This window comes from Marinobacter sp. E2 (genome assembly GCF_055755345.1).
In genome coordinates this window covers 2,969,452-2,993,604 of the sequence record NZ_CM146911.1, presented here as the reverse complement: position 1 = coordinate 2,993,604, position 24,153 = coordinate 2,969,452, and the positions used below count along the sequence as shown (strand labels likewise).

Here is a 24,153-nt window from a genome sequence, read left to right as displayed (position 1 = left end):
TAATTAGCCAGAAGGGACACCAGTTATGTGGCTAACAAGACCCTTACAAGAGAGATCCACGCAAATTTTCCTGGGTGTGTTGTGTGCGGCGCTGGTGTTGGTCACTGTGCTGCACCTGTTTATGCCCCAGGGCCACCCGCTACATGTCAGCGCCTTTACCGTCACCCTGCTCGGCAAATACCTGTGCTACGCCCTGCTGGCGGTGGCGGTAGACCTGGTGTGGGGTTACCTCGGTATCCTCAGCCTGGGCCACGGCGCCTTCTTTGCCCTCGGCGGCTACGCCATGGGCATGTACCTGATGCGCCAGATTGGCGACCGGGGCGTGTATGGCGATCCCATCCTGCCGGACTTCATGGTGTTCCTGAACTGGCAGGAGCTGCCCTGGTTCTGGCACGGCTTCGACATGGCCTGGTTTGCCTTCCTCATGGTGCTGCTGGCCCCGGGCCTGCTGGCCCTGGTGTTCGGCTTCCTGGCCTTCCGCTCACGGGTGACCGGGGTGTACCTCTCCATCATCACCCAGGCGCTGACCTTCGCCCTGATGCTGGCCTTCTTCCGCAACGAGATGGGCTTTGGCGGCAACAACGGGCTGACCGACTTCAAGGACATCCTCGGCTTCAACCTGCGCACCGACGCCACCCGACTCGGGCTATTCATCGCCACCGGCATTGCCCTGGCCATCGGCTATGTGATTTGCCGGGGCATTGTGACCAGCAAACTGGGCCGGGTGAGCGTGGCCTGCCGGGATGCCGAGGCCCGCACCCGCTTTCTGGGCTACCGGGTGGAGCGGGTGCAGCTGTTCGTGTTCGTGGTCTCCGCCATGCTGGCGGGTGTGGCCGGGGCGCTGTATGTGCCTCAGGTAGGCATCATCAACCCCAGCGAATTCTCGCCGCTGTTCTCCATCGAGATCGTGGTGTGGGTGGCCCTGGGTGGCCGGGCAACGCTCTACGGTGCGGTGATCGGCGCCATCCTGGTGAACTACGCCAAAACGGTGTTTACCGGCATCATGCCGGACGCCTGGCTGTTCGCCCTCGGCGGCCTGTTTGTGCTGGTGACCGTGTTCCTGCCCAAGGGCATTGCAGGGCTGCTGCAGAAACGCCGCAAAGCCAGAACCGATAACGACACACCCACCGGGCAGGAGGCCACCGCATGAGCATTTTTCAGGAACTGGCCGACCGCGAACACGTGTTCGAGTTTCTCACCCAGGTGCAATCGCCGGTGGACGTGCGCCATGGCCCCATCCTGTACCTGGAAGACGTGAACGTGAGCTTCGACGGCTTCAAGGCCATCAACAACCTCAACCTCACCATCGACGACGGCGAGCTCCGCTGCATCATCGGCCCCAACGGCGCGGGCAAAACCACCATGATGGACATCATCACCGGTAAAACCCGGCCAGACACCGGCTCTGTGTGGTTCGGTAGCCGCCACAACCTGCTCACCATGAACGAGCCGGACATCGCCTCCCTGGGCATCGGCCGCAAGTTCCAGAAACCCACCGTATTCGAAGCCCTCACCGTGTTCGAAAACCTGGAACTGGCCATGGCGGCAGACAAGCGCGTGTTTCCCACGCTCACCGCCATCATGAAACCTGAGTACCGGGACCGCATCGACGAGGTGCTGGAAATGATCGGCCTGAAAGACCTGCGGGACCGCCTGGCCGGCATCCTCTCCCACGGCCAGAAGCAGTGGCTGGAAATCGGCATGCTGCTGATGCAGAAGCCGCGCCTGTTGCTGGTGGACGAACCGGTAGCGGGCATGACCGAACAGGAAATGGAACGCACCGCCGAACTGCTCACCAGCCTGGCCGGCAAACAGTCGGTGGTGGTGGTGGAGCACGACATGGGCTTCGTGCGCTCCATCGCAAGAAAAGTGACCGTGCTGCACCAGGGCAGCGTGCTGGCCGAAGGCACCATGGACCAGGTCTCCAACGACCCGGAAGTGATCAAGGTTTACCTGGGAGAGGAGGCGTAATGCTGAAGATCCAGAAGCTCAACCAGTTCTATGGCGAAAGCCACACCCTCTGGGATCTCGACCTGGACGTACCCCAGGGCCAGTGCACCTGCGTAATGGGCCGCAACGGCGTGGGCAAGACCACCCTGATGAAATGCATCATGGGCGAGGAAACCACCAAAAGCGGCAGCATCGAATTCGCCGGGGATGTGGAACTCACCAAAAAGAAAGTGGAAGACCGCTCCCGCCTAGGCATCGGCTACGTGCCCCAGGGCCGGCAAATCTTCCCCCTGCTGACCGTGGAAGAAAACCTCCGCACCGGCCTGGCCGTGCGCCAGGACGGCAGCAAGAAAATCCCCGAGCGGGTGTATGAGCTGTTCCCGGTGCTGAAGGAAATGCGACACCGTAGAGGCGGCGACCTCTCCGGCGGGCAGCAACAGCAACTGGCCATTGGTCGGGCGCTGGTGATTGAACCCCGCCTCCTCATTCTCGACGAGCCGGGGGAGGGGATTCAGCCGAACATTGTGGCGCAGATTGGGGAGGTTATTCGCAGGCTGATTGAGGAGGATGGACTCACCGTTCTCTTGGTTGAGCAGAAGTTGCCGTTTGCGAGGAAGTATGCGGATCGGTTTGCGATTTTGGATCGGGGGAGGCGGGTTGCTGAGGGTCGAATTTCGGAGTTATCAGATGCGCTGATCAAAAGGCATTTGACTGTATGAGTCTACGAGTTTGCTGGGCCTTATTACCGTAGTTTTGACATTCTTCTGTTGTATAAATAGTCTGATTGCTCCTAGAAACGGAATTTAAGGTCGTCATGACTAACCCAGTAGTAATAAAAAAAGGGCTGAAAATCGGCGAGCTAGATGCTGAAGCGGACTCGGATCTGCTGGGCAGATGCTTTATTGACAGCGGATACTTAAACGATCTGTTGGACGTTACCTCTCCACGATCAATCGTACTGGGCCGGACGGGATCAGGTAAAAGCGCCCTATTATACAAAGTGTCTGATGAGTGTGAGCACTCGTGTTTCTTGGATCCAAATGATATATCTATCAGGTTTCTAGAGCATTCAAATATTATTCAATTCTTTAATGAATTAGGCGTCAGGCTTGATCTTTTTTATAGAATACTCTGGCGTCACATTTTGACGGTAGAATTGTTGAAGCTGCGATATTCAATTAAGAGTGAACAAGATAATCAAGGTTTTTTGAGTCGAGTAAACCAATGGGTCCAGCGTGACTCCGTTAAGAAGCGTGCACTAGATTACTTTACAGAGTGGGGGGACCGATTTTGGCAAGAAACGGACGTCCAACTGCGAGAACTCACGGAAAAATTCACGAAAGAAGTTAAAGCAAGCTTGGGTTCTAAATATAGTGGAGTTGATATTTCCCTCGGCGGTGCAAGATCTCTATCTGAAGAAATGAAAACAGAAATAAAGTCACTTGCTACTCAAGTTGTGAGTGGTCTTCAGATAAAGAGATTAAATGAGGTTCTTGACCTACTTGCAGAAAATGCTTTCGAGGATAAGCAGAAGCAGTATTATATATTGATCGATAAGCTGGACGAGGACTGGGCGGAAACGGATACGCGATGCCGTTTTATTAGAGCTCTAATTGAGGAAACTAAATCTATGCGGAGGATTCCTCAAGTAAAGATAATAACCGCCTTGAGGAGAGATCTATTAGATCTTGTGTTTGATCGAACCAGGGACTCCGGTTTTCAAGAAGAAAAATATGATGCGTATCTCACTCCAATAGTATGGTCAAAGGATGACTTGAAGAATTTACTATATTCGCGTGTTAGAGAGGTTTATCGTAGACAATATACGTCAGAAAGTGTGGAATTCTCTGATGTGTTTCCGAAAACAGAAAAAAACGGTAGCGGGCAGGCGGACGACTACATTATTGAAAGAACTCTGCTTCGTCCTCGCGATGCAATTCAGTTTTCAAATGAGTGTTTCGCCGGCGCTGTCGACAGGCCAAGGATTTCGTGGCGAGCACTTCGTTCTGCAGAGGCAAAGTATTCTGTAAAAAGACTCAAGTCTCTCAAAGAGGAATGGGCGGAGTTTTACCCAGCATTAGAAGTGAGTGTTGAGTTGATAAGGGGTCTAATAACTCCATTTGGACGTTCTAATATTACAACTCAAAGGGTTCAGGAGGTTTCTCAGGAGCTTTGCGATCTTGATGTTGATGATGTATGTGTAAAGTTTGCTAAAAAACTCTATCAACCAAAGTCAGGAGTCACAGAGGCGGATTTCGTTTCGCAGGTTTTGATTTGTCTCTATCATTCAGGAGTTATTGGAATAAAAGTGAGCGCAAATGCTACCTTCCTGTGGTCACACATTGATCAGCCTCGAATTACAAGGAGTGAAGTAAGAAGAGCAAACCAAATTAAAGTTCATAAGATGCTAAGGCATGCCTTAGAGATAAAAGATAAAGATTTGGCGAAGTCTTTCGTCGTTTGAGACCCTGAATAAGCGTTCATTGCATTTGACCTCACTTTTACCACCAGTTTCGGGAAATACACCGGAAAACCGGGGGGCGAAGAACTGGGACAAGTTAGTTTTGGGCTTCGCCTTTCATTTCCACTGTCGGTAACACCCATTTATCGACGGGCCTTAACGTCATTGTAAACACCCTTTTTTAGTTGCACGACCTCTGCGGACTCGTCGATGTTAAGATCGGGTTCCAAATCATTACCCCGCTTGGTGACGCGGTTTGATACTGATTTTTAAAAAAAGCAACGTGTATAATCCATATTCTATGAGCTGATCTGGCTATAGATAATCAATTGTTACTAGTATTCTCAGGGCTGTCTGTCCAAAGTCAGTCTAGCGACGATTTGATCCATTTCAATATCGTTGAAATAGTCTTCAGAATTTATTTCATATTCTGGCTGGTGACTCCAAGGAAGTACAACATCTTTTTCCTTTGTGAACCAAGGAGCATAATCAATTTTTGCATAGTCCCCACTCTGTCCCTCACTGTTGAGGTTGGCCATTACTAAAACCACACTAAAAATTTTAGATCCGGGATAAGTTTGTTCTAAGTAGTTTCTGACTGCCTGAATAGTTCTTCCGCTTCTCGTGACATCGTCAATGATCGCTATTGGCCCGTCTATTTGTCTTTGCTCACAAATGATTTTTTCAAAGTCTACTCTGTAATCACATTTCACGATATATTTTTCATGCAGGTTCATTCTATGCGCCAAATAGGTTGCAAGGAAGCTGCCGCCTTTATTTATACCAAATAGATATGGCGTTGACTTTTCTATCCTGCCAATCGATTTTAGCAGGAATTCTATATTTGCAAGCCCAATCTCTGATGCTGCATGGGTTAAGTTTCCGCCATGCTCTAACTCTCTAGTTCTCAGATCCCAAGTGTTTGATAGTAGATCTATTAAGTAAGTATCATTGTTTTCTTTGTCAATGTCATTGTTTAGAAGTAGATCTTTGAATTTATTGTTTAGAATGTTTATTTTTTTCTCTGTACCTATCAATTGCAACAAATATTTCTGTTCATTTAATATATAGGTTAGGTTTTTTGTGTCAGAGTGAAGCGAAGTGTTTTCTTGAGATAATCTTTCGATTTTTTTTTCTAGGTTATCGATCTTTTCAATTATTTTTTCATCTGTAATCTTTGCTGTGAGCATTGTCTTTAATAGATTTTTGATTCTCGATACTGGCATGAAGAATTCCGCAACCGCGTCGCGTGCAATTTCTTTTTCTTGCTTTCTTAAAGTTGTCATTACAATTCACTCCAAGTAGTAGTGAAAGTGCGCCATAAAAAACGTCCGAATAGAATTAAGTCGACAACAAAAATGGCGTATTCAGCTATCTTTAAACCAACTATTACGACAACGTCAACATTGTTGGTTTCTAAAAATTTAACGAAAAAACTGAGGCCGACGGCAGCACCTGCAATAATCGAAAAAATTACAATTCCTGTCAGCGTTTCGACTAAAAACTTTCTTGGTGCGCTAACAGTTCCTTCCGAGCTTGCATCTCCTGACATGATCGCCTCAATTTGAGTTGTTTTTTGAGCTTGGGCCTCTTGTAGCCTACTCTACTGAATAAAATTTGACCAACTTTGTCTGCGCGGGTCTTTTGGGAACCATGCATCGGAATTCTGTGCGTTATGGGAGAACTTAGACGGACCTATTTTTCCAATACTATGTCTTCACCTCGAGATTTTGACTCATTTTCAGCTTTTGAAATTTTAGGCGGGGGGGGCGTCCAAGCCTTCAATAACTGTCCAGCCTCCTGATAAAAGTGCGGAACCGCTTTCTCCAACTCCTCAACAAACACCTTCCGCCCACTGAACTTTCCCGCAAGATCCACCTCATAAACAACCTCCAGCGTCGTCGCGGCAGTATTCGAGGTATCCGATTCCAGCAACTCCGGCGAATCACGTAAGTCTTTTAGTGCTTGGTAGGTTGTTTCTGCTTTGCCAGGCCTGGTGGCACGGATGAAGAACCCAGCGGGTTCTGTCTTCTTCAGTTGTCGCAGGAGCCAGTTCACCCTGGCTTTGGTGCTCTGTTTGTCCTTCGGTGCCGCCAGGCGCATTGAGCAGTAGATCATCCGCCGCTGCAGGTCTGCGGTTACTTCCAGGTCCGCCGCTGCGTTAATGATGTTGAGCGTGCAGTGCAGGGCGGGTGTTTTGCAGAATGCTTCTGCGTCATCCTTCAGTCGTTTGGCAGGGTCAAGGCGATGTTCATTTTTCAGTTTCAGTGAAACGTCGCTGCCGGTAAGGCGGGACATGATCAGGCAAAGGTCCCGTTGCTCCTGATGCCAGGCGGCGATGGTGTTCTGTACCTCATCACTGGTTTTGGCGAGCGGAGCGTTGCTTTTCACCTTATTAACGACATCCTTCCACTCGGCGTTCATCTGGTCGAAATGGGTGATGCCGGAGCGGTCGCTTTCCAGGTATCGCAGTATTTCACTGAGGATGAATACCTGATCTTCATCGTCCACACTCTCGTTCTTGAGTAACAACTGGCACTGGGTGCGGATGAAGGCCCAGGACCAATGATAGAGCGCAACCGTTTTGGTGGCGTTTTTCGGAAGCTTCACTGGATGATGCGTTGGTAGCGCAGCAAACTGATTGGTGATCGTTATTACTGCATCCAGCTTGTGAGCTTTTGCTTGTTGCAAATAACGAGATACCTGTTCTTCGCCAATGGTGTCGTTGTTAACCTTGGCCTCTATCAACGCTCGCCACTCACGTCGACCTGTGCGAAGGATTAACAGGCCATCCGGTCGATCCTTCAGTTTGACCGCCTTTTTGTCCTCGTTCTGAAAAACGGGCTCAGTCCAGGCTTCCAGGCTGGCATTCGTCCCAACGCGCACGTTGAGCGATTTCAGCAACGCCTGTCTAAGCTCAAGTATGGAGCGAAGTCCGGCGAGAATAATGGAGACCGATTTCTGTTCTCTGGCGCTATCGGCGGCTATTGGAATGAGTCGGGCAGGTTCGCCGCCGGTGAGGAAGTCAGGACGGTTTGTCACAGCTAGCTCCATGCTTTTCTTAGATTTAGTTTCCTACCTAAGAATAGCAGTGATTTTCTATTCCGCCCTTTTGAGACAGTAAGAGTTTGTAGTTTTCACCATCTGCGGTCGAATGACCTCATGGAACGCTTCAGGCAGTACTCACAAAAACGATGTTTATCGATTTTCCCCCACAGATTAAAAACAGTTGAGCAGTGGAGAAAAGCATAGATAATGCCGAGGCTTTGCCTTCACTATTTGAAGGAAGGCATTTCTTTGTTTCCTTGGAGAGAGGCTGAATGAAGGTTGGTAACCTCATCAAAGTGTTAAATTTATTTCGGGAGAAGGAGGAGGATATTCCCATTGGCACAATCCTCTCTTTTCTCTATCTCATGGATCATGGAGAGGCGACTGTAAGTAACATTGATAGCTACTTCGGGCTCGGGAAGTCGCGTTCATCTCGTAACATGAGAAACCTAACGAACAGGGCGAGGCCAGGAAAAGCTGGAATTGACGTCGCTTCGTGTGAACCGGATCCGAACGACTTTAGAGTGGCGATTTTTCGGCTGAACGAAGATGGGCAAAAGCTGGCAAAGAGAGTGAGAGAATTGCTTTCTGAAGACGGCGTAGAGTTGTAACGATAAAAAACCGGGACAGATCTACTATTGCGTTTATTTGGGTAAGCTGTCCCGCTTCCCCGGAGACATTCCCTTCTCCCACTCAGACTCATCGCCCGGCGCTGGCAAAAACCGCCCAAACTCGATCATCTGGGTGGCCGGAATGTCCTGCAGATAGATCCAGACATCTTCAGCTGTGATGTCCACGATTTTGGCGATTTCTTGCAGCATCTGGCTCATCAGGGCCTGTTTGATCTCGATGCTCCTGCCCTCCCGCACCAGGCCGTGCACATACACCTGAGGCGCGGTGTTCACTCTGCCACCCACAAAGTGGTCGCCCTCATCGGCCGCAGAAAACAGAACCTGGGCGAAGAACCGGGGAGCGCCGGTTTGGGCATTATGGGCCGCTGTGATGGCTTCGGCGATCTGTGATTTCTGCTGCGGCGACAGAGACAGATTCGCGACCGTGACGGTGTAAGTGGGCATGGGAAACTCCTGCCAGGGGTTGTACGTTTGCACTGGATATCGCCACTATGGGATTGAGGCGGGCTTGTTTCACTATAGCAACGCTTATCTGCCTGGCCCCGGCGATTTACGCTGCCGATCACGGTAGAGCGGTTGTAGGTGAGTGAAGACGGTGTGGTTTGCAAAAATAGATCTGTCCCGGTTTTCCGGTTGTGTGACTGTAGCCCGACGTCTGAAAACAACAGAAATGGACCTGGAGTCCTCTATGAAACCCGCCCAACACCGCGGCAGTTCTCTTTCCAGCCCTGATTTTGCGCGCCTGCAGGGTGTCTGGCGTTCCCAGGGTTACGGCACTGTGTTGCTGATTGAGGAAGATGGGTACACCCTTTTTGAAGAAACCAGCATCAGCTGCCTGAAGATTCATGCGGGCAGTATTGAAGAACTTGGCCACTATTACGATGACTTGGCGGTATCCCCGGGTGGCCAGGCGTTCAGTGCCCATCGGGTAACTGGAGTAGCACGCATCAGATTCCGTCGCCTGAAAGGATTGCCAGCCACTGTCACTGAAAGTCAGAGGCACAAGGCAAAGGATCCGCGATACAACTTTGACGTTTTCTGGCGAACCTTTCACGAGCAATACGCCCTGTTTGAACTCAAGGGTGTGGCCTGGGACCAGGCGCATCAGCACTATCTTCCCCAGATTAACGCGAACCCATCACAGGAAACGCTCTTTGCCATCATGGTTGCGATGCTACGGCCCCTGAGGGATGGCCATATTCGTCTGCATTCACCCTTGGGGCATTACAGGGCAGGTGCCGAGCCGGCGCTCTTCAGGCGGCTGACACGGGAACTTGAAGATGCCAATGATGACCGGGAGCTCACCAGCTACCTGGGCGATCTCAACGAGTCGGCGCGTGACGTGATCCATGAGGATTATCTTTCAGGCACCGTGAGCCATGGCGGCAACCGGCTGGTGGAGTGGGGGCGCCTTAATGACCTCATCGGTTACCTGAACATCCGGGCCATGGCCGGGCAAAGCGGCAAGTCAGGCGAACCGGCTGCGGATCTCGATGCGGTGGATCGTGTGATGAAGCGGGTGCTGGCAGAGGTTGGCGAGCTGCCCAATCTGGTGATCGATCTTCGCAATAATGGTGGAGGGTACGATGGCGTCGCACTGCGCTTTGCAGCGTACCTGATGGATCGCAAACGGCTGGCGTTCACCAAGTCAGCCCGCCATGGCAATGGATTCACCGGAAAGCAGTCTGTCTATGTCACGCCTGCCCGTGAGACATACCAGGGCAACCTGTTTGTCCTGACCAGCGAGCTAACGGCCAGTGCCGCAGAAATCTTCGTGCTCTCATTGCTGCAGCATCCCCGTCTCACGCTTATTGGAGAGCCTACCCAGGGCATCCTTTCCGACACGCTAGAGCGCCATCTGCCAAATGGCTGGCACCTGACCTTGTCCAATGAAATCTACCGGGCCTACGACGGTGAGATATACGAAGATGTCGGCATCCCGCCGCACATCCGTCTCAAGTACCTTGGCCGAAAAGGGCGCGAGGAAGGCAAAGACCCGATGCTGGAGCGGGTAATGTCGAAAACATCTATCAAACAAGAGCTATCAAGCAATCATGACGAGAAAGACATTAGGTTTAACCGGAAAACGCAATAAAGACGCTAAGCCAGTGGCTGAGGAAGCCGAAGCCAAGGTTGAGGCTGAAGGTGAGGCTGATCCACAGAAACGTTTTCTGAATGCTGTGGCAATCAATCCGGCGCCGGGGATTCGCCTGGAGTCGGGTTCCGAACAGCTCACGGTGCGCGCGATGGATTTGATCACGCCGATTGGAATGGGGCAGCGGGGATTGATCGTTGCACCGCCGGGGTCTGGGAAATCGACGGTTTTAAAACACATTTGCCAGGCGGTGGGGAAGGCGTATCCCGAGATTAAACTTTACGCGTTATTGGTAGATGAGCGACCTGAGGAGGTCACTGATTTCAGGCGTAGCGTCCCGGCTGAGGTACACGCTTCTTCTTCGGATGAGAGCTATGCGCATCACGTTCGCGTTGCTGATGAACTGCTTGATCTCGCCCGCCAACAAGCCGGCGAGGGTCACAACGTGATGATTGTGATTGATTCTCTCACGAGGCTTTCGCGTGTGCACAATGCGGAGCGCAAGAGCAGCGGTCGCACTATGTCGGGCGGGGTGGATGCCCGAGCGATGGAGATCCCGCGAAGGTTGTTTGGCTCTGCGCGAAACCTTGAGAATGGCGGCTCGCTGACCATTCTGGCAACCGTTCTGGTGGATACCGGCAGCCGTATGGACCAGGTTATCTTTGAGGAATTCAAGGGCACGGGGAACATGGAGCTGGTTTTATCGAGAGAGGTTGCGAATCAGCGAATCTTTCCCGCGCTGGATATTTCGAAAAGCAGCACACGCCGTGAAGAGCTGCTGTTGGATCCAAAAGACTTAGACAAGATAAGAGCATTGCGCCGGGCCCTTGGCGGTCTCAAGCCGCTGGAGGGCACAAAAAGGCTGGTTGAGCTGCTCGAGAAGTACCCCACAAATGCCGAGCTTCTGAAAAACATCCCCGTCAAGGGTGGTTTCGAGAACATCGTCAAGATCGGCTAGAGCAGCTTCTGTGAGAATGACCTTCCATGGTTTCATTTCCATGAATTCCCTGTCTAGGAGTTGGACGACGTTAACACCCGATCAATAATCCCACACAACGCATCCAATCCATCCGTCAGCGCGGCCGGCCCCGGCTGAAGAATCAGCGGTGATTTGATCTCATACAGGTGGTTGTTCGCCACGGCTGGAATATCCCGCCAGCCGGGCCGAGCGGCGACTTGCTCCGGGCGGAATTTACGCCCGCACCAGGAGCCGATGATGATGTCTGGTTTGCGCTGGATGACGTCTTCGGGGTTCTCGATGATGCGCTCCCGGGCACCGGGCTCGGCTGCCCGTTCCGGAAAGATATCCTCGCCACCGGCAATGCCGATCAGCTCCGACACCCAGCCAATTCCGGTGATCATTGGGTCGCCCCATTCCTCGAAGTAGACCCGGGGGCGATTGGGCGCCGCTCTTTCCGCTCTGATTCCTTCAATCCTGTCGGATAGCGCCTGGGCGTAGGCGTCGGTTTGGTCCGTGAGGCCCAGTATGCCGCCGAGGGTTCGGATCATCGAAAGGATGCCCGCGACGGTGCGTTGATTGAAGATGTGCACGGCCACGCCGCTGCGCACCAGCTCGGCTGCGATGTCGGCCTGCATGTCTGAGAACCCCACCACCAGGTCTGGCTTCAGTTCCAGGATTTTCCCGATCTTGGCGGAGGTGAAGGCAGAGACCTTGGGCTTTTCCTTCCGTGCTCTTTCGGGCCTGACGGTGAAGCCGGATATACCGACGATGCGATCCTCAGCGCCAATGGCGTAGAGGGTCTCTGTGGTTTCTTCGGTTAGGCAGACAATTCGCTGGGGATAATTCATCGGGGCACTATAACTCTGAAGCGGAGGATTTGCGCGTTGGGATGTTATTGGTAGGCCCTGACATCATCCCCAAGCGCAATCTCCCCCGCCTCAACCACCCGCGCTGTGATGCCTCCATGCCCCCGCATGGCGTTGTAACCACCAGGCCCAAGCGCGGTCTCCATCTTGCTGCATGGGTGGCAAAGGCCGGTGTATTCCAGCACCACGCTGCCAATTCGGAATTGCTTGCCCTTCAGCGCCAGCAGGTTCAGGCCAGACACCACAATATTGCGCCGGAAAACCTCCGGTGAGATGGCCTCGCGGTGAAGGCAGGAGGCAATGGCGCTCAGGTGCTCCTGCTGGATCAGGGTGACCTGCCGTTTGCTGGTTTCTCGACCCTTGAACCGGTCGCCCTCAAGGCCCTTGCCAGTGTTTACCGCTACGCTCTTGAGCACCTGCATGGGCTCACCGCGTGCGGGGCGGATGCCAATCCATTCCACGCGGCCGCATTGGGGAAGGGTGTCCAGAAGGGTTTGAAGTGGGGTTGGTTCAGGCATTGGCTCTCGCTCGTCTACCGAGGCGAAACAACTCCGCCCTCCGATAGTCACGAAGGTACCAAAAAATCGGAGAAAACCCATTCTTTTGGCCAGGCGTCGGCGTACTGTTGTCGCCAATTCGTCATAAGAGGAGAGGCTATGTCTGGCATGCATGTCGAGAGGGTATTTGGAGAGGGAATTCCAGACCCATTTTGGGTATAAATGTACCTAGACTGGGTATTTTTGAGTTTGTATGGGAAATCAACAGCTTTCGAAGCAACTGGTAATGGCGGAAGAGGTTTTCCCCACGACTCGGCAAAAGGTTTTCATGCTTTTCTTCTCTTGAAGCGACTTCAAAAGCCGTGTTGTGAGACCGCCATCTTTCCTTACCGGGGTCCTGGATGGGCCTTACATCCTACTTAAAGGGAATTTGGATGAACTCGGAATCTCTCGACAATCTTGTCAAGCTTAATAAGCTCTATCGGGAGCCTCCCGATGTGGAAGAAATCAAAGGATTGATACGGTCTGTATTCTCCAGACCATGAAAAGCGTTCACTGTTAGGCCACCCGTCACAAGGAATCTAAAATGCGAAGGAAACGCACAACAGACTGGCCGCTGCTCTGGTCAGCGGTGACGGATCATGCCGGCTCCTTTTTCTTGCTCCTCAGCATGGGGCTGATATTCGCATCTGTCGGAGGCGGGGTTTTCTTTCTTGGCTTTGGTGAATGGGGGGCCATGTTATTCGGTGGATTCTTCGTGCTGATTGGCCTCGCTCTGTTTGTCTATTCTTTTGTAAGCGCCCACTCAAGCATCGGTTATTACTACGGCCTGGCCCTGTTGAGAAAGTACGGCATGGAAGTGGATGGCGTTCTGACTCGTAAAGAGGCGGAGTGCCAGTTGCACCAGGTTCTGGACAGTAACAACAGGGTGAACGGTGAGTATTACAGCTGCAATCTTCTTGTTGAATTCGATTACCAGTTCAACGGGCGCAACCACAGCGGGGCCTATTACCTGAACAAGGCGGATCTGTTCGATAAACTTCGCGAAGGGGATCGCTTGCCGTTGAAGGTGTTGCGGCTGGACCCTTCAGTCCACAAGGTTCGGGAGCGTCGGCTGGCCAATATGCTCAGGGGGCGTGAGCCCGAGAAGCCGTCTCAGATTCCTTCTGGAGCGGAGATTTCTCAGTTGGCGTGAGTGAAGTGCATTTTGCCGGCACCGCCAAAGCCAGCCTCCGGGATCTCGCACAAGAGTTCGACGGGATGAATGACGGGAAACGCGTGACTCTGCCGCACTGAACGCATTCCTTAACTTTCCGTAACCTGTTGAAATATAACGTTATCGTAACGGGTGGTGTTACTCGCACGTTTGGTACTCTCGAAGTGATGGCAAATCTGACAAGTGGCGGATGGGGCGATGGATACCGTGGTTTCCTGCCTGTCCCACGGAGCTGGTCAGATAACCTGAACCATGGGAGTTATGTCTATGAACATCAAATCACTGCTGGTTTTTTTGACGTTGAGTGCCACCTCATTGGGTGCTGTGGCCGATGACACCGCCGACGCAGCCCTGGGTGGCGGTATCGGTGGCGCGATTGGAGCTGCCATTGGCAATGAGGTAGGTGGCCGGGATGGTGCTATCCTCGGTGGTGCCGTCGGCGCGGCAACGGGAACCGCCATTACCACACGGGATCACGATAGAGACTACTATCGGGACCATGATCGCCGCCGCTACGACCATGACGATCACCGCTCGTACCGGAAGTCCCGCGGCCATTTCTGCCCGCCGGGGCAGGCGAAAAAGGGTAACTGCTGAATTGCGACGGGCCAGCGTGATTACGCTGGCCTCGTTCTGCTGCGGCTATCGAGAAACCACCCTCTACTCTAGGGCGCTAGTTAGCCGCAGCACTTCTTGAATTTGAGTCCACTACCGCAGCTGCAGGCGTCGTTTCGGGAGGGTGGCTTCACCGTTGTAACTGTCCCACCTTTGTTCAGGATAGCGGTGAGCTCGTTGATGGATTCAACAGCGCCCTCGCCGGTATCAACCGTAATCGTCGCGTGCAGCTTCGCCTCGGCCACCTGAGCCTCAATCTCCTGCTTGCGCGCCTCGCTGGTCACTACCAGCGTGAGCGGGTATTTCTTACTGCCGCTCTTCTGGCTGGCTTTGGTCTGAAATCCGCCATAGGCGGTGTGGTGCTGGCGGGCGTCCTGCCTGCCCTTGTAGAAAAATTTGTCTGACATGCTGAAATCCTGATGGGAAAATGCCCGAGCTGCTGCCGGGAGGAGTCTTTTAGCATGCTTGTGGGAACGGCGATATAGGCAGAACTATTTTTCAGGCGTTTCTCGGTTATGCTGGTTGGGCGTTCCTTCGCTCGGCGTTACAAGGTTCTACAAGGAGAAGTGCATTGAATCAGAAAGGATTACTCACCGCTTGGAATGACGCCAAGGGCTTTGGTTTTATTACGCCGGAAGGCGGTGGTGAACGGGTGTTTGCCCATATCAGCGGTTATGCCGGCCGGGGCCGGCCGGTTTCCAATCGCAAGGTTACCTACAGTATTGCCAAGGATGCTCAGGGCCGGTTGAGGGCAGGACGCTTTCAGTACGCCGGCGCAGCAAAGGTTGGCGCCAGCATGGCCACGGGGTTCTGGGTGGCGGCCGCTGCGGCGCTGTTGTTTCTCACCACTTTGGCGGGAATGTTCTACCAGGGGTATCTGCCGGTCTCGATTCTGGCTGCCTATGGCGGGGTGAGTCTCGTGTCATTCGTGATGTACTGGATCGACAAGCGGGCAGCGCAGCGGGGCGACCAACGCATTGCAGAGAACACGCTTCACCTGTTCGAGCTCTGTTGTGGATGGCCTGGCGCGCTGGTCGCCCAACAGGCATTCCGGCATAAAACGCGGAAGGTGAGCTATCAGTTTGTTTTCTGGTTGGCGGTTTTGTTCAACCTTGGCGCTCTCGGGTGGTTGCTTATGGCGCCCGAGGCAATGAGTTTGCGCCAGCAGTTGGGGTTTGATTTGGCGACCTCTTTGCAGCCGCTGATCTGGTGAAGGTACTGAGCGATGTTGATGGTCTTTGTGCTCGCCTTATTACTCGCGACCGTGCTCGTGCTCTGCGCCTGGCGGATGCTGGACCATAGAGCGGATCGGAATGCCATGCGCAAGCTTGAAGGCACACAGCCTGCGAGCCCGCCAATCTTTACCCCTGAGATGATCACCGACCTGCCAGAACCGGCAAGACGCTATTTTCTGTACACTATTCAGCCCGGCACACCGCTTCGTACGGTCGCCCGTCTCCGCATGGTCGGGCGCTTTGGTATGGGGAACCGGGAGAACCCGAATTATCTTGATTTCGAGGCCACCCAGGTGCTGGCTATGCCGTCCGGATTTGTCTGGAAGATGCGCGCGCGGCGGGGGCTGTTGCGGCTGTCTGGTTCCGACAGCCAGCGGTGGACACGGTTCTGGCTGATGGGGCTGCTGCCGATTGCCCGCTTCGGTGGCGATGCGGACCATACCCGTTCAGCGTTCGGCCGCTATGTGGCTGAGTCCGTCTTCTGGTCGCCGGCGGCGCTGCTGCCGGGCCCGGGTGTTACCTGGGAGGCGTTGGGAGCTGATCAGGCGCGGGTGACCGTGGACCATGGTGACCTGTCACAGTCGGTGGATCTCACGCTGTCGGCCCATGGCCAACCGCTACTGGTGTGTTTTCAGCGCTGGAGTAACGCCAATCCCGAGAAACAGCATCGGCTGCAGCCTTTTGGGGGCTATCTCTCCGAATTCCGTACCTTCGACGGTTTCCGCCTGCCAACCCACGTGGAGGCGGGCAACCACTTCGAGACAGACCAGTATTTTCCCTTTTTTGTGGCGAATGTGACGTCGGTCGAGTTTTGCTATTAACGTCCTCGAGAATGTGGCTTCAAGCCGTTTGCTGCCAAAAAGAGCGTCTGAGTCCGGCTATGCTGATGGTAGTGAACATCGACATTTCCGTGAACGGCCAGGGCGCCTGACGCCCTGTGCGGTCTCAGCCCTGAGGGAGAACATCGACGATGACGACAACGCTCACGGCGGACTACCTCGAAATGGCACTGCGGATCATCGTTGCACTGGTGGCCGGGGCGCTGGTTGGCTACGAGCGCACCTACCACGGCCGGCCCGCCGGCTTTCGTACCCACGCCCTGGTCTGCACCACTTCCAGCCTGCTGATGTTGGTAACGGTGTACGAAGCGCATTGGATGCAGTCGGTTGACGATATTATCCGGTTCGACCCCACGCGAATGGCGCAAGGCATCATGACCGGCATTGGCTTTCTCGGCGCCGGCGTGATCATGAAGGAAGGCCTGTCTGTGCGGGGGCTGACCACCTCTGCCTCTATCTGGATTACCGCGGCCATTGGCATTCTGGCCGGGGTCGGATTCTATTTTCCGCTGGCGTTATCCGTTGTCCTCGCCGTCAGTTTGCTGTCGCTGTTCCGGTGGATTGAGGCGCGTGTGCCCAGCCAGATCTACTACCGCTTCGATGTTCGGTTTGAGCGAGGCTCGGAAATGTCGGAAACGGAGTTGCGCACGTTATTGCGCGAGCATGGCTTCGACGTGGCCGACATGAGCTACCGACTGGACCAGGACGGCCGCGTGCTGCGCCATACCATGAGCGTGCGTACCACCGGCGAGCGGGCCGCCAGTACCCTGGCCAACCAGCTCGTGTCGCTGGATTCGGTGCTGGAGTTCCGGATTACGCCGACCGGCGGCTGAGATGCATTTGAGCGTTCTATACTGAAGAAAAGCTGAATGCTGCAGAGCGTTTTAGAGTGCAGCCAGTCAGGCAATGCTCGTAAGCCGGGAGTTGTTGATGGAGGAGAACTGGCAGGATTTGCTGGAGGCCATTCAGGGAATACGCGTGCAGGAACTTATCCCGCAGGCCGTCGTTCTGGTGTTGGCAGGAATCGCCGCACTTTATGTGCATCGTCTCATTGCCCGGCGCACTGCGGCTGATTCCCGTGGCGTCCGACTCGTTACCAAACGCACCATTCGCCACCTTGCCTTTCCAGTCTCGATGCTGCTGGTGGTTTTGCTGGGTCGCGCATTACTGGCCGCGGTGAATCAGGGCCACTGGGCACTGGATTTGGCTATCCCGCTGCTGATCTCCTTCGCGCTGATTCGCATCCTGGTGTACATGTTGCGCATGGGCTTGCGTAGCGGCCCTCTGGTCGAGGCTTCGGAAACTGCCATCAGTATCCTGATCTGGTTTGTGGTGGGCCTGCACCTCGTAGGCTTGCTGCCCGCAGTGCTGGCGGCCATGGACGGCCTCGCCTTCTCCGTGGGTGAACTGCGCATATCCCTGCTGGCGGTTATCAAGTTGCTCCTGCTGACTGGCCTCGTGTTGGTGGTTGCCATCTGGCTCTCGGGCATGATCGACCGTCGGTTGTCCCGGTCGCCAAGTCTGAGCCCCGGCGCGGCCGTCGGTTTCTCGAAAGTCAGCAAGCTGGTGTTGATGATCGTTGCTGGGCTGTCGGTTCTTAACCTGGTCGGCATTGATCTGACCGGTCTGGCAGTGTTCGGCGGTGCTTTGGGTGTTGGTCTGGGCTTCGGCCTGCAACGGATCGCCAGCAACTTCATCAGCGGTTTTATTCTGGTGTTCGACCGCTCGATTCGTCCCGGTGATGTGGTCAGCATTGGTGAGAAGTTCGGCTGGGTGGTCGCCATGCACGCCCGCTACGTGGTGGTGCGCAACCGCGACGGCGTGGAGACGCTCATTCCCAACGAGAACCTGATTACCAGTGAGGTGATTAACTGGTCGTTTTCCGATCCCAACGTGCGGCTCAAAATCCCGGTGTCCATAAGCTACAGGGATGATGTGGAGCGTGCCATGGACATCATTCTGGAGATCGCCTCGGAGCACCCCAGGGTGATCTCAGCGCCGGCGCCGGTGTGCCAGTTACGGGAGTTTGGCGACAACGGCATTCGTCTGGAGGCCCGGGTCTGGGTGGCAGATCCCTCCGCCGGTTTTGGTAATGTAAGCTCCGACATCAACCTGGAGATCTGGCGCCGGTTCAAGCAGGAAGGTATCACCATTCCGTTCCAGCAGCACGACGTTTACATCAAGGAAATGCCGTCGAAATGAGCCAACCCGGAGTAGGTGGGACGGAGCTACTTCACGTACCGCTTTCCATCCGCATCGACTATGCTTTTTAAGGACGGATGGATACAAGGAGAACCACCATGCGCTTTCTTTCTGTTTTACTCGCAACACTGCTGTTTTCTGCGCCGGCGCTCAGTGGCCAGTGCCCTGTTCTGATGAAACAGGTTGACTCTCAGATGGAGTCCGCCGATCTGGATGCAAGCACCCGGGCCGAGGTTGAGAAACTCCGTGCCAAAGGCGAGTCGTTTCATAAGGCGGGCAAACACGCACAATCCGAAAAGACGCTCCGGAAAGCTATCGAGAAAATAGACGCGGCTGTTGAGCAGGCTGCCGGGACTTGATCCGACCGGAACGCCGGTCGCTCGAAGCGCCGGCCTATTTCTCCGGGCTCTTGATGTAGAGTGTGTTTTTGTCCCGAACGTTCATCTCGAAGAGCTCGCTGGCCCGGATGAGATCACTCAGTTTCTTGTACCCGTAGTTAACGGGGGAGAAGGAGCTGTTGTTGGATATGTAGGTGCCCACCGCCCCCAGATGCGCCCAACCGTCGTCATCGGCCGTTTGCTCCACGGCTGTGCGCAGTGTCCGGACCAGTAGCGCATCGCCTCGAAGCTCCTTGCGCGTTCGCTTGGCGGTTGGTTTTGGTTTGGCAGGGCTGCCGTTTTCGTTGCTTTCCCCCTCTTCACTTTCTTCCCGAAGGTTCTCCGTGTAGATGAACTGGGAACAGGCGTTCACGAAGGGCATGGGGGTTTTACGCTCACCAAAGCCGAATACCGGCAGCCCCGCTTCCAGTATGCGCATCACCAGCGGCGTGAAGTCGGAATCGCTGGTCATCAGTGCGAAAGCGTTAACGTTGCCGCTATAGAGCAGGTCCATGGCATCGATGATCATGGACGCGTCGGTGGCGTTCTTGCCGGCGGTGTAGGCAAATTGCTGCACCGGGCGAATGGCGTTGGCGTGCAGCTTTTCAATCCAGCCGCCCAGCTGCGGGCCATTCCAGTTGCCGTGGGCGTGGCGCACGTTGACGGCCCCGTACTTGGCCAGCTCCTGGAGCACGCCTTCGATGGACTGGTGGCTGACGTTGTCGCAGTCGATCAGCAGGGCAATTTTGTAGTTGTTGTTCATGGTTTTGAGAGGTCCTTGTCTCTGTGGGTTGGATGAATGGTAGCAGTTAAAGCGAGGATGGAGTGCCCGGTACGCTTAAGCAGCGGCCCTGCCGCTTTTCGTTTGGGGCCTGGTTACGGTTACTATGTTCTTCGGATTTTGTCGGAATTCATTGAAGTGATGGAAGGAGCGTGTGCGTGCAAATCGGCGTAATCGCAGACACTCACAGCAAGATGCGTCCCGAAGCCCTGGAAGTTTTGGAAGGCTCGGATGTCATCCTTCATGCCGGTGACGTCGGCCGGGATGAGGTTCTGGAAGCGCTGGAGGCGATCGCCCCGTTGGTCGCGATTCGGGGCAACATCGACAAAACCGGCCGTGCGTCGACGCTTCCGGATGTTCGGGAGCTGGAATATCTGGGCAATGCGTTCTACATGCTCCACGATGTCAAAACCCTCGATTTTGATCCCCAGGACCGGTACCGCGTGGTCATCGCCGGCCATTCCCATAAGCCCCGCAATGAGTGGATTGGCGATGTGCTTTACTTCAATCCAGGCGGCGCCGGTCCAAGGCGATTTACGCTGCCGATCACGGTAGGGCGGTTGCAGGTGAGCGAGGATGGTGTTTTGGGCGAGATTATTGAACTTCCGAAGTGATGCTCTGGTTACCGGGGCAAGCCTGCCCCGGTTTCAATAGCTGACGTCTACCGAACGTCATAAACCTCGATGATTGTCTCAGCCAACTCCAGGTCGTTCTCGTTAGCCAGAGCAAGCTGGTTCAGTGCCCGGATGGTGGTGTCTTTTTGCGAGGCATCCACTCCCAGCAGGTGCACGACAGTATCAACCTTCTCACCACCGCCACTGGCCAGTTGGTGCCGAAACTCGCTGCTGAATGCAATGATAATCTCCTTGATCCGTCGCGGTTTGGAGGTTGAGACCCCGGTGGGTGTCTTGGGCTGCAGGGTGACAAAGTACTGGTCGGGGGAGAACTCGTGAATGGCTCCTGAGACGCCATCGGTAGTTGAGCCTACCAAGCCGCCAATCACGATGTTACCGAAAAACCAAGGGTTGGTTGTGGTGGAAAGTTGGGCCGTGTAGGTCTCGTAGCCTTCTTTCTCAAAGGTGATGGACTGGTTCGATGCCCGGTCCACGGGCACGGTTAGCGGAGTTTTGCCGAGCACCCGGCCCGATACCGTTACGGTGGCCTCTTCAGGCTCACTGTTAAAAGTGAGTTTCTGATCCGTTCCAGAGACGACTGAGGCACAGCCTGTAGATAGTAGGGCGACAGCGGCCAGTACGAACAATAGCGGATATTTCATGATGCTTCCTTGTATTTAGGTCGGAGTCCCGATGGTTCACTGCGCGAGGGAGATTTCGCCGGGCTCAATGTTCAGTTCTGACAGTTTCTCGACCAGGCCCTCGATATTGGCTTTGCCGGACCCTTCGTTGGCCAACCTGAGACGCTTGATGGCCGCGAAGGCATCACTGATAGTGGCGGTGTAGGGCGCGGCAATCGTCTCATTGAGAATGACAGCGTCATTGTTTTCGCGGTCCGTCAAGATGTACCGGACGCGGGTGGTTACTTCGAAGTCCAGCCCGAACATGGGTTGGTCAACCTCCAGCAGGAGTGCTTCGAGCTGATAGCGGCCAGAGCCTGAGAGCAGCCCCTGCTTCTGCAGGGTTTGTTTGAGGGCGCCTGCAAAAGCGTCGTTGTCGATCTCGGAGGTCCAGGCGGGATTTGTTTTCTCGCCACCCGATACGTTGGTAACGTCGACATTGCTCTGCAGCGCTGTGTCGTAGGCCTTCACTGGCCCGTCGTACACCATGTTGCCCATTTTGGCGCCGGAGGCGCAGCCGGTGAGATATAGCAATGCGGCAAGTGCCGCGAGAATCCTTGCGTTTCGCACAGTAGGTTCCTTCTTACTTTTATGATTTTTTGGAGTATTACTACCTCTGAGCCAATGCCGGAGGCAGCGCGCAATGTTAGCTGAGCGTTTATGAGCATGCTATGGACTGGAGGGTGGATGAAGTAAAATTTCGTCAAATCAGGCCGTCGCTCACATCAGCATGCTTTTCCAGACATTCCGTTTGCTGCGAGTGACGCCTATGCTGATCGCACGTTTCTTATCCGGGAGGTGTTCTATGAGTCTGGCTATCGCACTGCACGTTCTATCCGCCGTGGTCTGGGTTGGCGGGATGTTTTTCGCGTACATGGCCATGCGCCCGGCCGTGGTTGAGGTGATTGATGCTTCCCAGCGGGGTGCGCTCTGGTGTGCCACGCTTTCCCGGTTTTTCCAGTGGGTGTGGGCAGCCGTGATTCTGTTGCTGGTAACCGGGTACTGGATGGTGTTCGGCGTATTTGGCGGTATGGCCGGCGCGGGCTGGCATATTCATGCGATGCAGGGGCTGGGCATTGTGATGATGCTGCTTTTCTTTCACGTGTATTTTGCCCCTTTCCGCCGGCTGAAGCAGGCGGTTGCCAATCAGGATCCGCAGGAAGGCGGGCGCCAGGTGGCGAAGATTCGCATGCTGGTGGGCACGAATCTGATTCTCGGGCTGATTGTGGTCATTATCGGGGCCGGTGGGCGGTATCTGTAGACTCAATATGAACTCGCACACTGACGCAGTTCGTAGCCCGTGGATCCGCTTTCTCTCGAACCTGTTCGTGGTCCTCGTGGCCTGGACGATCTTTATCAAGTATCTGTTCCCGATCGGCTTTGCCTGGGCGCACGATGAGGCATGGACAACCTACATATATTGGGACCTGTGGCCAGTTGCCCATCTATGGCTGGCGTGGGCGTTATTGGCCCGGCCCCGGTATACGCGCGTACTGGCCATTGGCATGTCGGTGGTTGAGATCCTGATTATCACCACGCTTTTCGTCTGGTTCCTCTCCGATCCGGAGTGGTCCATCTGGCGCACCAACTGGTTTGTGAATAAGGTGTTTGTGCTGACTGCGTTTGCGCTGGTGCTTGGTACGGCGCTGCTCCGGCCTGAGAGTCTCAAGGCACGGGCTTCTCGATAACCTTCCCGAATTAAGGGGGTCGCTGGCAGAGGTCGCCTGCTCTTATATACTGAAGGGAGCGGATGGCTTCGAGGGAGCGGCCATGAGTGACAACGGATATATAGCACCAGCCGTCACAGAGCATGAAGAGGAGCGTCTGGCGGTATTACACGACCTGGAGCTTCTGGATACGGCCTCCGAATTGCGGTTCGACCGGTACACGAGCCTGGTGGCGGATGTGTTCGGATTCCCCATCGTATTGATCACCCTCGTGGACCGCGATCGGCAATGGTTCAAATCCAGACTGGGTTGGAATCTGAAGCAGTGCTCCCGGGATATTTCCTTCTGCGGTCATGCCATCCTCGAAAACTCTCTGATGGTTGTTCCCAACGCACTGGATGATCCGCGTTTTGCGAATAATCCGTTGGTCACTGAGGACCCCAAAGTTCGTTTTTACGCCGGCGCTGTGGTTCGCGGGCCTTCCGGGTATCCGCTTGGCACGCTCTGTGTGCTGGATTATTACCCCAGGTATTTCGACGACGAGCACCGGTCCCTGCTGCGCCGATTCGCTGACCTGGTCGAGAACGAAATAGCCCATGATGCGGATCTGCTGGCGCTGAAAAGGAATCTGTACGCGCGCAGGAAGTCCGGCCCCAACTAAGTTGCTTTGAATCAGCCCCTTGCCGCCAAGCTGGTTGATACAACTGGTCGACCTGACTTTGATTTGCCCGATCCTGTAGTAATCCTTTAATACCCGCCTGCCACCGGCCACTGCTACTGTTTCCTGACCCGGCAAAACAAACACAAGGAGGAAACAGCCATGAGCTCGCAAACAGCAATGAGCGGGAAGAAGATTCTGATGATCACCGGTGATTTCACCGAAGACTACGAAACCATGGTGCCATTCCAGGCGCTGCAGGCGGTGGGCCACACGGTGCATGCCGTGTGCCCGGACAAGAAAGCGGGCGATACGGTGGCCACGGCCATTCACGATTTCGAGGGCGACCAGACCTACAGCGAAAAGCCCGGCCATCGCTTTGCCCTGAACGCAGATTTCGAGGGCCTGGACCCTGCCAGGTACGATGCCCTGGTGGTGCCTGGCGGTCGAGCCCCGGAATATCTGCGGTTGAACAAGGATGTACAGAAGCTGGTTCGCCATTTCTTCGAGACCAACAAGCCAGTGGCGGCCATCTGCCATGGCGCCCAGTTGTTGGCAGCAGCCGGTGTGCTGGAGGGCCGGAAGTGCTCTGCCTATCCGGCGTGTCAGCCGGAGGTGGAACTGGCCGGCGGCACCTTTGCCAGCATTGAAGTTGATCAGGCGGTCACCGATGCTAATCTGGTAACAGCGCCCGCGTGGCCAGCGCACCCGGCCTGGTTGGCGCAGTTCTTCAAGTTACTGGATCAGTAACACCAGCGG

The 24,153-nt window shown here is 54.6% G+C and carries 29 protein-coding genes; 19 read left to right on the top strand and 10 right to left on the bottom strand.

Going from position 1 to position 24,153, the window contains the following annotated elements:
• Positions 1-25 precede the first annotated feature (25 nt).
• The 4 genes from urtC to AC0J1C_RS13705 all read left to right on the top strand — a co-directional run bounded on the left by urtC (position 26) and on the right by AC0J1C_RS13705 (position 4,414).
• Positions 26-1,150: an urea ABC transporter permease subunit UrtC gene (gene urtC / locus AC0J1C_RS13720; RefSeq protein WP_473044349.1), complete on the top strand. Its 1,125-nt coding sequence runs from the start codon at positions 26-28 to the stop codon at positions 1,148-1,150.
• The gene (gene urtD / locus AC0J1C_RS13715) at positions 1,147-1,971 is read left to right on the top strand and encodes an urea ABC transporter ATP-binding protein UrtD (RefSeq protein ID WP_273207808.1); all 825 of its coding nucleotides are present in this window, start codon (positions 1,147-1,149) and stop codon (positions 1,969-1,971) included. Before urtC ends, urtD begins: the two co-directional genes overlap by 4 nt.
• Positions 1,971-2,669, top strand: a complete 699-nt coding sequence (gene urtE / locus AC0J1C_RS13710; protein WP_473044348.1) for an urea ABC transporter ATP-binding subunit UrtE — start codon at positions 1,971-1,973, stop codon at positions 2,667-2,669. The genes urtD and urtE overlap by 1 nt, the downstream gene beginning before the upstream one ends.
• Before the next feature lie 95 nt (positions 2,670-2,764).
• Positions 2,765-4,414, top strand: coding sequence for a P-loop ATPase, Sll1717 family (locus AC0J1C_RS13705; RefSeq protein WP_473044347.1), 1,650 nt, complete (start codon positions 2,765-2,767; stop codon positions 4,412-4,414).
• 341 nt (positions 4,415-4,755) lie between these two features.
• Here the strand turns inward: AC0J1C_RS13705 and AC0J1C_RS13700 are convergent, their stop codons facing one another.
• From AC0J1C_RS13700 to AC0J1C_RS13690, 3 genes are all read right to left on the bottom strand, one after another.
• Entirely contained in the window at positions 4,756-5,697 is a 942-nt protein-coding gene (locus AC0J1C_RS13700; RefSeq protein ID WP_473044346.1) for a hypothetical protein, read from the bottom strand.
• On the bottom strand, positions 5,697-5,963 hold the full coding sequence (locus tag AC0J1C_RS13695; RefSeq protein WP_473044345.1) for a hypothetical protein: 267 nt from the start codon (positions 5,961-5,963) through the stop codon (positions 5,697-5,699). Before AC0J1C_RS13695 ends, AC0J1C_RS13700 begins: the two co-directional genes overlap by 1 nt.
• 143 nt (positions 5,964-6,106) lie before the next feature.
• Complete coding sequence (locus AC0J1C_RS13690; RefSeq protein ID WP_473044344.1) at positions 6,107-7,453, bottom strand: hypothetical protein; 1,347 nt, start codon at positions 7,451-7,453, stop codon at positions 6,107-6,109.
• A 278-nt stretch (positions 7,454-7,731) separates the two neighbouring features.
• On the opposite strand from AC0J1C_RS13690, the gene AC0J1C_RS13685 reads away from it, so the two are divergent.
• A complete protein-coding gene (locus tag AC0J1C_RS13685) occupies positions 7,732-8,070 on the top strand; it encodes a hypothetical protein (RefSeq protein WP_473044343.1) in 339 nt (112 codons plus the stop codon).
• A gap of 33 nt (positions 8,071-8,103) precedes the next feature.
• Here the strand turns inward: AC0J1C_RS13685 and AC0J1C_RS13680 are convergent, their stop codons facing one another.
• On the bottom strand, positions 8,104-8,535 hold the full coding sequence (locus AC0J1C_RS13680) for a tautomerase family protein (RefSeq protein ID WP_473044342.1): 432 nt from the start codon (positions 8,533-8,535) through the stop codon (positions 8,104-8,106).
• 244 nt (positions 8,536-8,779) lie between these two features.
• Here AC0J1C_RS13680 and AC0J1C_RS13675 point away from each other — a divergent pair, with 244 nt between their 5' ends.
• Together AC0J1C_RS13675 and rho are read left to right on the top strand one after the other, a co-directional pair.
• Positions 8,780-10,186 carry a S41 family peptidase gene (locus AC0J1C_RS13675; protein ID WP_473044341.1) on the top strand — a complete coding sequence of 469 codons (1,407 nt, stop codon included), beginning with the start codon at positions 8,780-8,782 and terminating at the stop codon, positions 10,184-10,186.
• Positions 10,146-11,144, top strand: coding sequence for a transcription termination factor Rho (gene rho / locus AC0J1C_RS13670; protein WP_473044340.1), 999 nt, complete (start codon positions 10,146-10,148; stop codon positions 11,142-11,144). Before AC0J1C_RS13675 ends, rho begins: the two co-directional genes overlap by 41 nt.
• Before the next feature lie 53 nt (positions 11,145-11,197).
• Here rho and AC0J1C_RS13665 read toward each other — a convergent pair whose 3' ends face one another.
• Positions 11,198-11,995, bottom strand: coding sequence for a cobalamin-binding protein (locus tag AC0J1C_RS13665; RefSeq protein ID WP_091987408.1), 798 nt, complete (start codon positions 11,993-11,995; stop codon positions 11,198-11,200).
• A gap of 44 nt (positions 11,996-12,039) precedes the next feature.
• Positions 12,040-12,531, bottom strand: a complete 492-nt coding sequence (locus AC0J1C_RS13660; protein WP_473044339.1) for an MOSC domain-containing protein — start codon at positions 12,529-12,531, stop codon at positions 12,040-12,042.
• Positions 12,532-13,246: 715 nt separating this feature from the next.
• Here AC0J1C_RS13660 and AC0J1C_RS13655 point away from each other — a divergent pair.
• Both AC0J1C_RS13655 and AC0J1C_RS13650 read left to right on the top strand, forming a co-directional pair.
• Positions 13,247-13,705, top strand: coding sequence for a DUF3592 domain-containing protein (locus AC0J1C_RS13655; RefSeq protein WP_473044338.1), 459 nt, complete (start codon positions 13,247-13,249; stop codon positions 13,703-13,705).
• A 288-nt stretch (positions 13,706-13,993) separates the two neighbouring features.
• Entirely contained in the window at positions 13,994-14,323 is a 330-nt protein-coding gene (locus AC0J1C_RS13650; RefSeq protein ID WP_091990860.1) for a hypothetical protein, read from the top strand.
• 80 nt (positions 14,324-14,403) lie between these two features.
• Here AC0J1C_RS13650 and AC0J1C_RS13645 read toward each other — a convergent pair whose 3' ends face one another.
• Positions 14,404-14,748: a PBPRA1643 family SWIM/SEC-C metal-binding motif protein gene (locus AC0J1C_RS13645; protein WP_473044337.1), complete on the bottom strand. Its 345-nt coding sequence runs from the start codon at positions 14,746-14,748 to the stop codon at positions 14,404-14,406.
• 164 nt (positions 14,749-14,912) lie between these two features.
• Here AC0J1C_RS13645 and AC0J1C_RS13640 point away from each other — a divergent pair, with 164 nt between their 5' ends.
• From AC0J1C_RS13640 to AC0J1C_RS13620, 5 genes are all read left to right on the top strand, one after another.
• Complete coding sequence (locus AC0J1C_RS13640) at positions 14,913-15,554, top strand: DUF1294 domain-containing protein (RefSeq protein ID WP_473044336.1); 642 nt, start codon at positions 14,913-14,915, stop codon at positions 15,552-15,554.
• Positions 15,555-15,566: 12 nt separating this feature from the next.
• On the top strand, positions 15,567-16,397 hold the full coding sequence (locus AC0J1C_RS13635) for a DUF6544 family protein (RefSeq protein ID WP_473044335.1): 831 nt from the start codon (positions 15,567-15,569) through the stop codon (positions 16,395-16,397).
• Positions 16,398-16,546: 149 nt separating this feature from the next.
• Positions 16,547-17,248, top strand: a complete 702-nt coding sequence (locus AC0J1C_RS13630) for an MgtC/SapB family protein (RefSeq protein ID WP_473044334.1) — start codon at positions 16,547-16,549, stop codon at positions 17,246-17,248.
• Positions 17,249-17,345: 97 nt separating this feature from the next.
• Positions 17,346-18,617 (top strand): mechanosensitive ion channel family protein, encoded by a 1,272-nt coding sequence (locus AC0J1C_RS13625; RefSeq protein WP_473044333.1) that lies wholly within the window; start codon positions 17,346-17,348, stop codon positions 18,615-18,617.
• 98 nt (positions 18,618-18,715) lie between these two features.
• Positions 18,716-18,976 (top strand): hypothetical protein, encoded by a 261-nt coding sequence (locus AC0J1C_RS13620; RefSeq protein ID WP_091987377.1) that lies wholly within the window; start codon positions 18,716-18,718, stop codon positions 18,974-18,976.
• Between the two features lie 34 nt (positions 18,977-19,010).
• Here AC0J1C_RS13620 and AC0J1C_RS13615 read toward each other — a convergent pair whose 3' ends face one another.
• Positions 19,011-19,757 (bottom strand): NYN domain-containing protein, encoded by a 747-nt coding sequence (locus AC0J1C_RS13615; protein WP_473044332.1) that lies wholly within the window; start codon positions 19,755-19,757, stop codon positions 19,011-19,013.
• Between the two features lie 176 nt (positions 19,758-19,933).
• Here AC0J1C_RS13615 and AC0J1C_RS13610 point away from each other — a divergent pair, with 176 nt between their 5' ends.
• Positions 19,934-20,389: a metallophosphoesterase family protein gene (locus AC0J1C_RS13610; protein WP_473044331.1), complete on the top strand. Its 456-nt coding sequence runs from the start codon at positions 19,934-19,936 to the stop codon at positions 20,387-20,389.
• A gap of 47 nt (positions 20,390-20,436) precedes the next feature.
• Here the strand turns inward: AC0J1C_RS13610 and AC0J1C_RS13605 are convergent, their stop codons facing one another.
• Together AC0J1C_RS13605 and AC0J1C_RS13600 are read right to left on the bottom strand one after the other, a co-directional pair.
• On the bottom strand, positions 20,437-21,051 hold the full coding sequence (locus AC0J1C_RS13605) for a PEGA domain-containing protein (RefSeq protein ID WP_473044330.1): 615 nt from the start codon (positions 21,049-21,051) through the stop codon (positions 20,437-20,439).
• 36 nt (positions 21,052-21,087) lie between these two features.
• The gene (locus AC0J1C_RS13600) at positions 21,088-21,639 is read right to left on the bottom strand and encodes a hypothetical protein (RefSeq protein WP_473044329.1); all 552 of its coding nucleotides are present in this window, start codon (positions 21,637-21,639) and stop codon (positions 21,088-21,090) included.
• 235 nt (positions 21,640-21,874) lie between these two features.
• On the opposite strand from AC0J1C_RS13600, the gene AC0J1C_RS13595 reads away from it, so the two are divergent.
• The 4 genes from AC0J1C_RS13595 (at position 21,875) to AC0J1C_RS13580 (ending at position 24,144) form a co-directional block, all read left to right on the top strand.
• A complete protein-coding gene (locus AC0J1C_RS13595; RefSeq protein WP_473044328.1) occupies positions 21,875-22,330 on the top strand; it encodes a CopD family protein in 456 nt (151 codons plus the stop codon).
• A 7-nt stretch (positions 22,331-22,337) separates the two neighbouring features.
• A complete protein-coding gene (locus AC0J1C_RS13590) occupies positions 22,338-22,757 on the top strand; it encodes a hypothetical protein (RefSeq protein ID WP_473044327.1) in 420 nt (139 codons plus the stop codon).
• Between the two features lie 82 nt (positions 22,758-22,839).
• Positions 22,840-23,397 carry a GAF domain-containing protein gene (locus AC0J1C_RS13585; RefSeq protein ID WP_091987366.1) on the top strand — a complete coding sequence of 186 codons (558 nt, stop codon included), beginning with the start codon at positions 22,840-22,842 and terminating at the stop codon, positions 23,395-23,397.
• A gap of 177 nt (positions 23,398-23,574) precedes the next feature.
• Positions 23,575-24,144 (top strand): DJ-1/PfpI family protein, encoded by a 570-nt coding sequence (locus AC0J1C_RS13580; RefSeq protein WP_473046553.1) that lies wholly within the window; start codon positions 23,575-23,577, stop codon positions 24,142-24,144.
• Positions 24,145-24,153: the final 9 nt, after the last annotated feature.

Bases quoted from the DNA above. Each gene is read 5' to 3' on its own strand.
- AC0J1C_RS13675 (WP_473044341.1), top strand. From the start codon at position 8,780: ATGAAACCCGCCCAACACCGCGGCAGTTCTCTTTCCAGCCCTGATTTT.
- AC0J1C_RS13700 (WP_473044346.1), bottom strand. From the start codon at position 5,697: ATGACAACTTTAAGAAAGCAAGAAAAAGAAATTGCACGCGACGCGGTT.
- AC0J1C_RS13605 (WP_473044330.1), bottom strand. From the start codon at position 21,051: ATGAAATATCCGCTATTGTTCGTACTGGCCGCTGTCGCCCTACTATCT.
- AC0J1C_RS13635 (WP_473044335.1), top strand. From the start codon at position 15,567: ATGTTGATGGTCTTTGTGCTCGCCTTATTACTCGCGACCGTGCTCGTG.
- AC0J1C_RS13705 (WP_473044347.1), top strand. From the start codon at position 2,765: ATGACTAACCCAGTAGTAATAAAAAAAGGGCTGAAAATCGGCGAGCTA.
- AC0J1C_RS13630 (WP_473044334.1), top strand. From the start codon at position 16,547: ATGACGACAACGCTCACGGCGGACTACCTCGAAATGGCACTGCGGATC.
- rho (WP_473044340.1), top strand. From the start codon at position 10,146: ATGACGAGAAAGACATTAGGTTTAACCGGAAAACGCAATAAAGACGCT.
- AC0J1C_RS13655 (WP_473044338.1), top strand. From the start codon at position 13,247: ATGTTATTCGGTGGATTCTTCGTGCTGATTGGCCTCGCTCTGTTTGTC.
- AC0J1C_RS13695 (WP_473044345.1), bottom strand. From the start codon at position 5,963: ATGTCAGGAGATGCAAGCTCGGAAGGAACTGTTAGCGCACCAAGAAAG.
- AC0J1C_RS13650 (WP_091990860.1), top strand. From the start codon at position 13,994: ATGAACATCAAATCACTGCTGGTTTTTTTGACGTTGAGTGCCACCTCA.
- urtD (WP_273207808.1), top strand. From the start codon at position 1,147: ATGAGCATTTTTCAGGAACTGGCCGACCGCGAACACGTGTTCGAGTTT.
- AC0J1C_RS13590 (WP_473044327.1), top strand. From the start codon at position 22,338: ATGAACTCGCACACTGACGCAGTTCGTAGCCCGTGGATCCGCTTTCTC.
- urtE (WP_473044348.1), top strand. From the start codon at position 1,971: ATGCTGAAGATCCAGAAGCTCAACCAGTTCTATGGCGAAAGCCACACC.
- AC0J1C_RS13595 (WP_473044328.1), top strand. From the start codon at position 21,875: ATGAGTCTGGCTATCGCACTGCACGTTCTATCCGCCGTGGTCTGGGTT.
- AC0J1C_RS13665 (WP_091987408.1), bottom strand. From the start codon at position 11,995: ATGAATTATCCCCAGCGAATTGTCTGCCTAACCGAAGAAACCACAGAG.
- AC0J1C_RS13680 (WP_473044342.1), bottom strand. From the start codon at position 8,535: ATGCCCACTTACACCGTCACGGTCGCGAATCTGTCTCTGTCGCCGCAG.
- AC0J1C_RS13645 (WP_473044337.1), bottom strand. From the start codon at position 14,748: ATGTCAGACAAATTTTTCTACAAGGGCAGGCAGGACGCCCGCCAGCAC.
- AC0J1C_RS13625 (WP_473044333.1), top strand. From the start codon at position 17,346: ATGGAGGAGAACTGGCAGGATTTGCTGGAGGCCATTCAGGGAATACGC.
- AC0J1C_RS13620 (WP_091987377.1), top strand. From the start codon at position 18,716: ATGCGCTTTCTTTCTGTTTTACTCGCAACACTGCTGTTTTCTGCGCCG.
- AC0J1C_RS13685 (WP_473044343.1), top strand. From the start codon at position 7,732: ATGAAGGTTGGTAACCTCATCAAAGTGTTAAATTTATTTCGGGAGAAG.
- AC0J1C_RS13615 (WP_473044332.1), bottom strand. From the start codon at position 19,757: ATGAACAACAACTACAAAATTGCCCTGCTGATCGACTGCGACAACGTC.
- AC0J1C_RS13585 (WP_091987366.1), top strand. From the start codon at position 22,840: ATGAGTGACAACGGATATATAGCACCAGCCGTCACAGAGCATGAAGAG.
- urtC (WP_473044349.1), top strand. From the start codon at position 26: ATGTGGCTAACAAGACCCTTACAAGAGAGATCCACGCAAATTTTCCTG.
- AC0J1C_RS13660 (WP_473044339.1), bottom strand. From the start codon at position 12,531: ATGCCTGAACCAACCCCACTTCAAACCCTTCTGGACACCCTTCCCCAA.
- AC0J1C_RS13580 (WP_473046553.1), top strand. From the start codon at position 23,575: ATGAGCGGGAAGAAGATTCTGATGATCACCGGTGATTTCACCGAAGAC.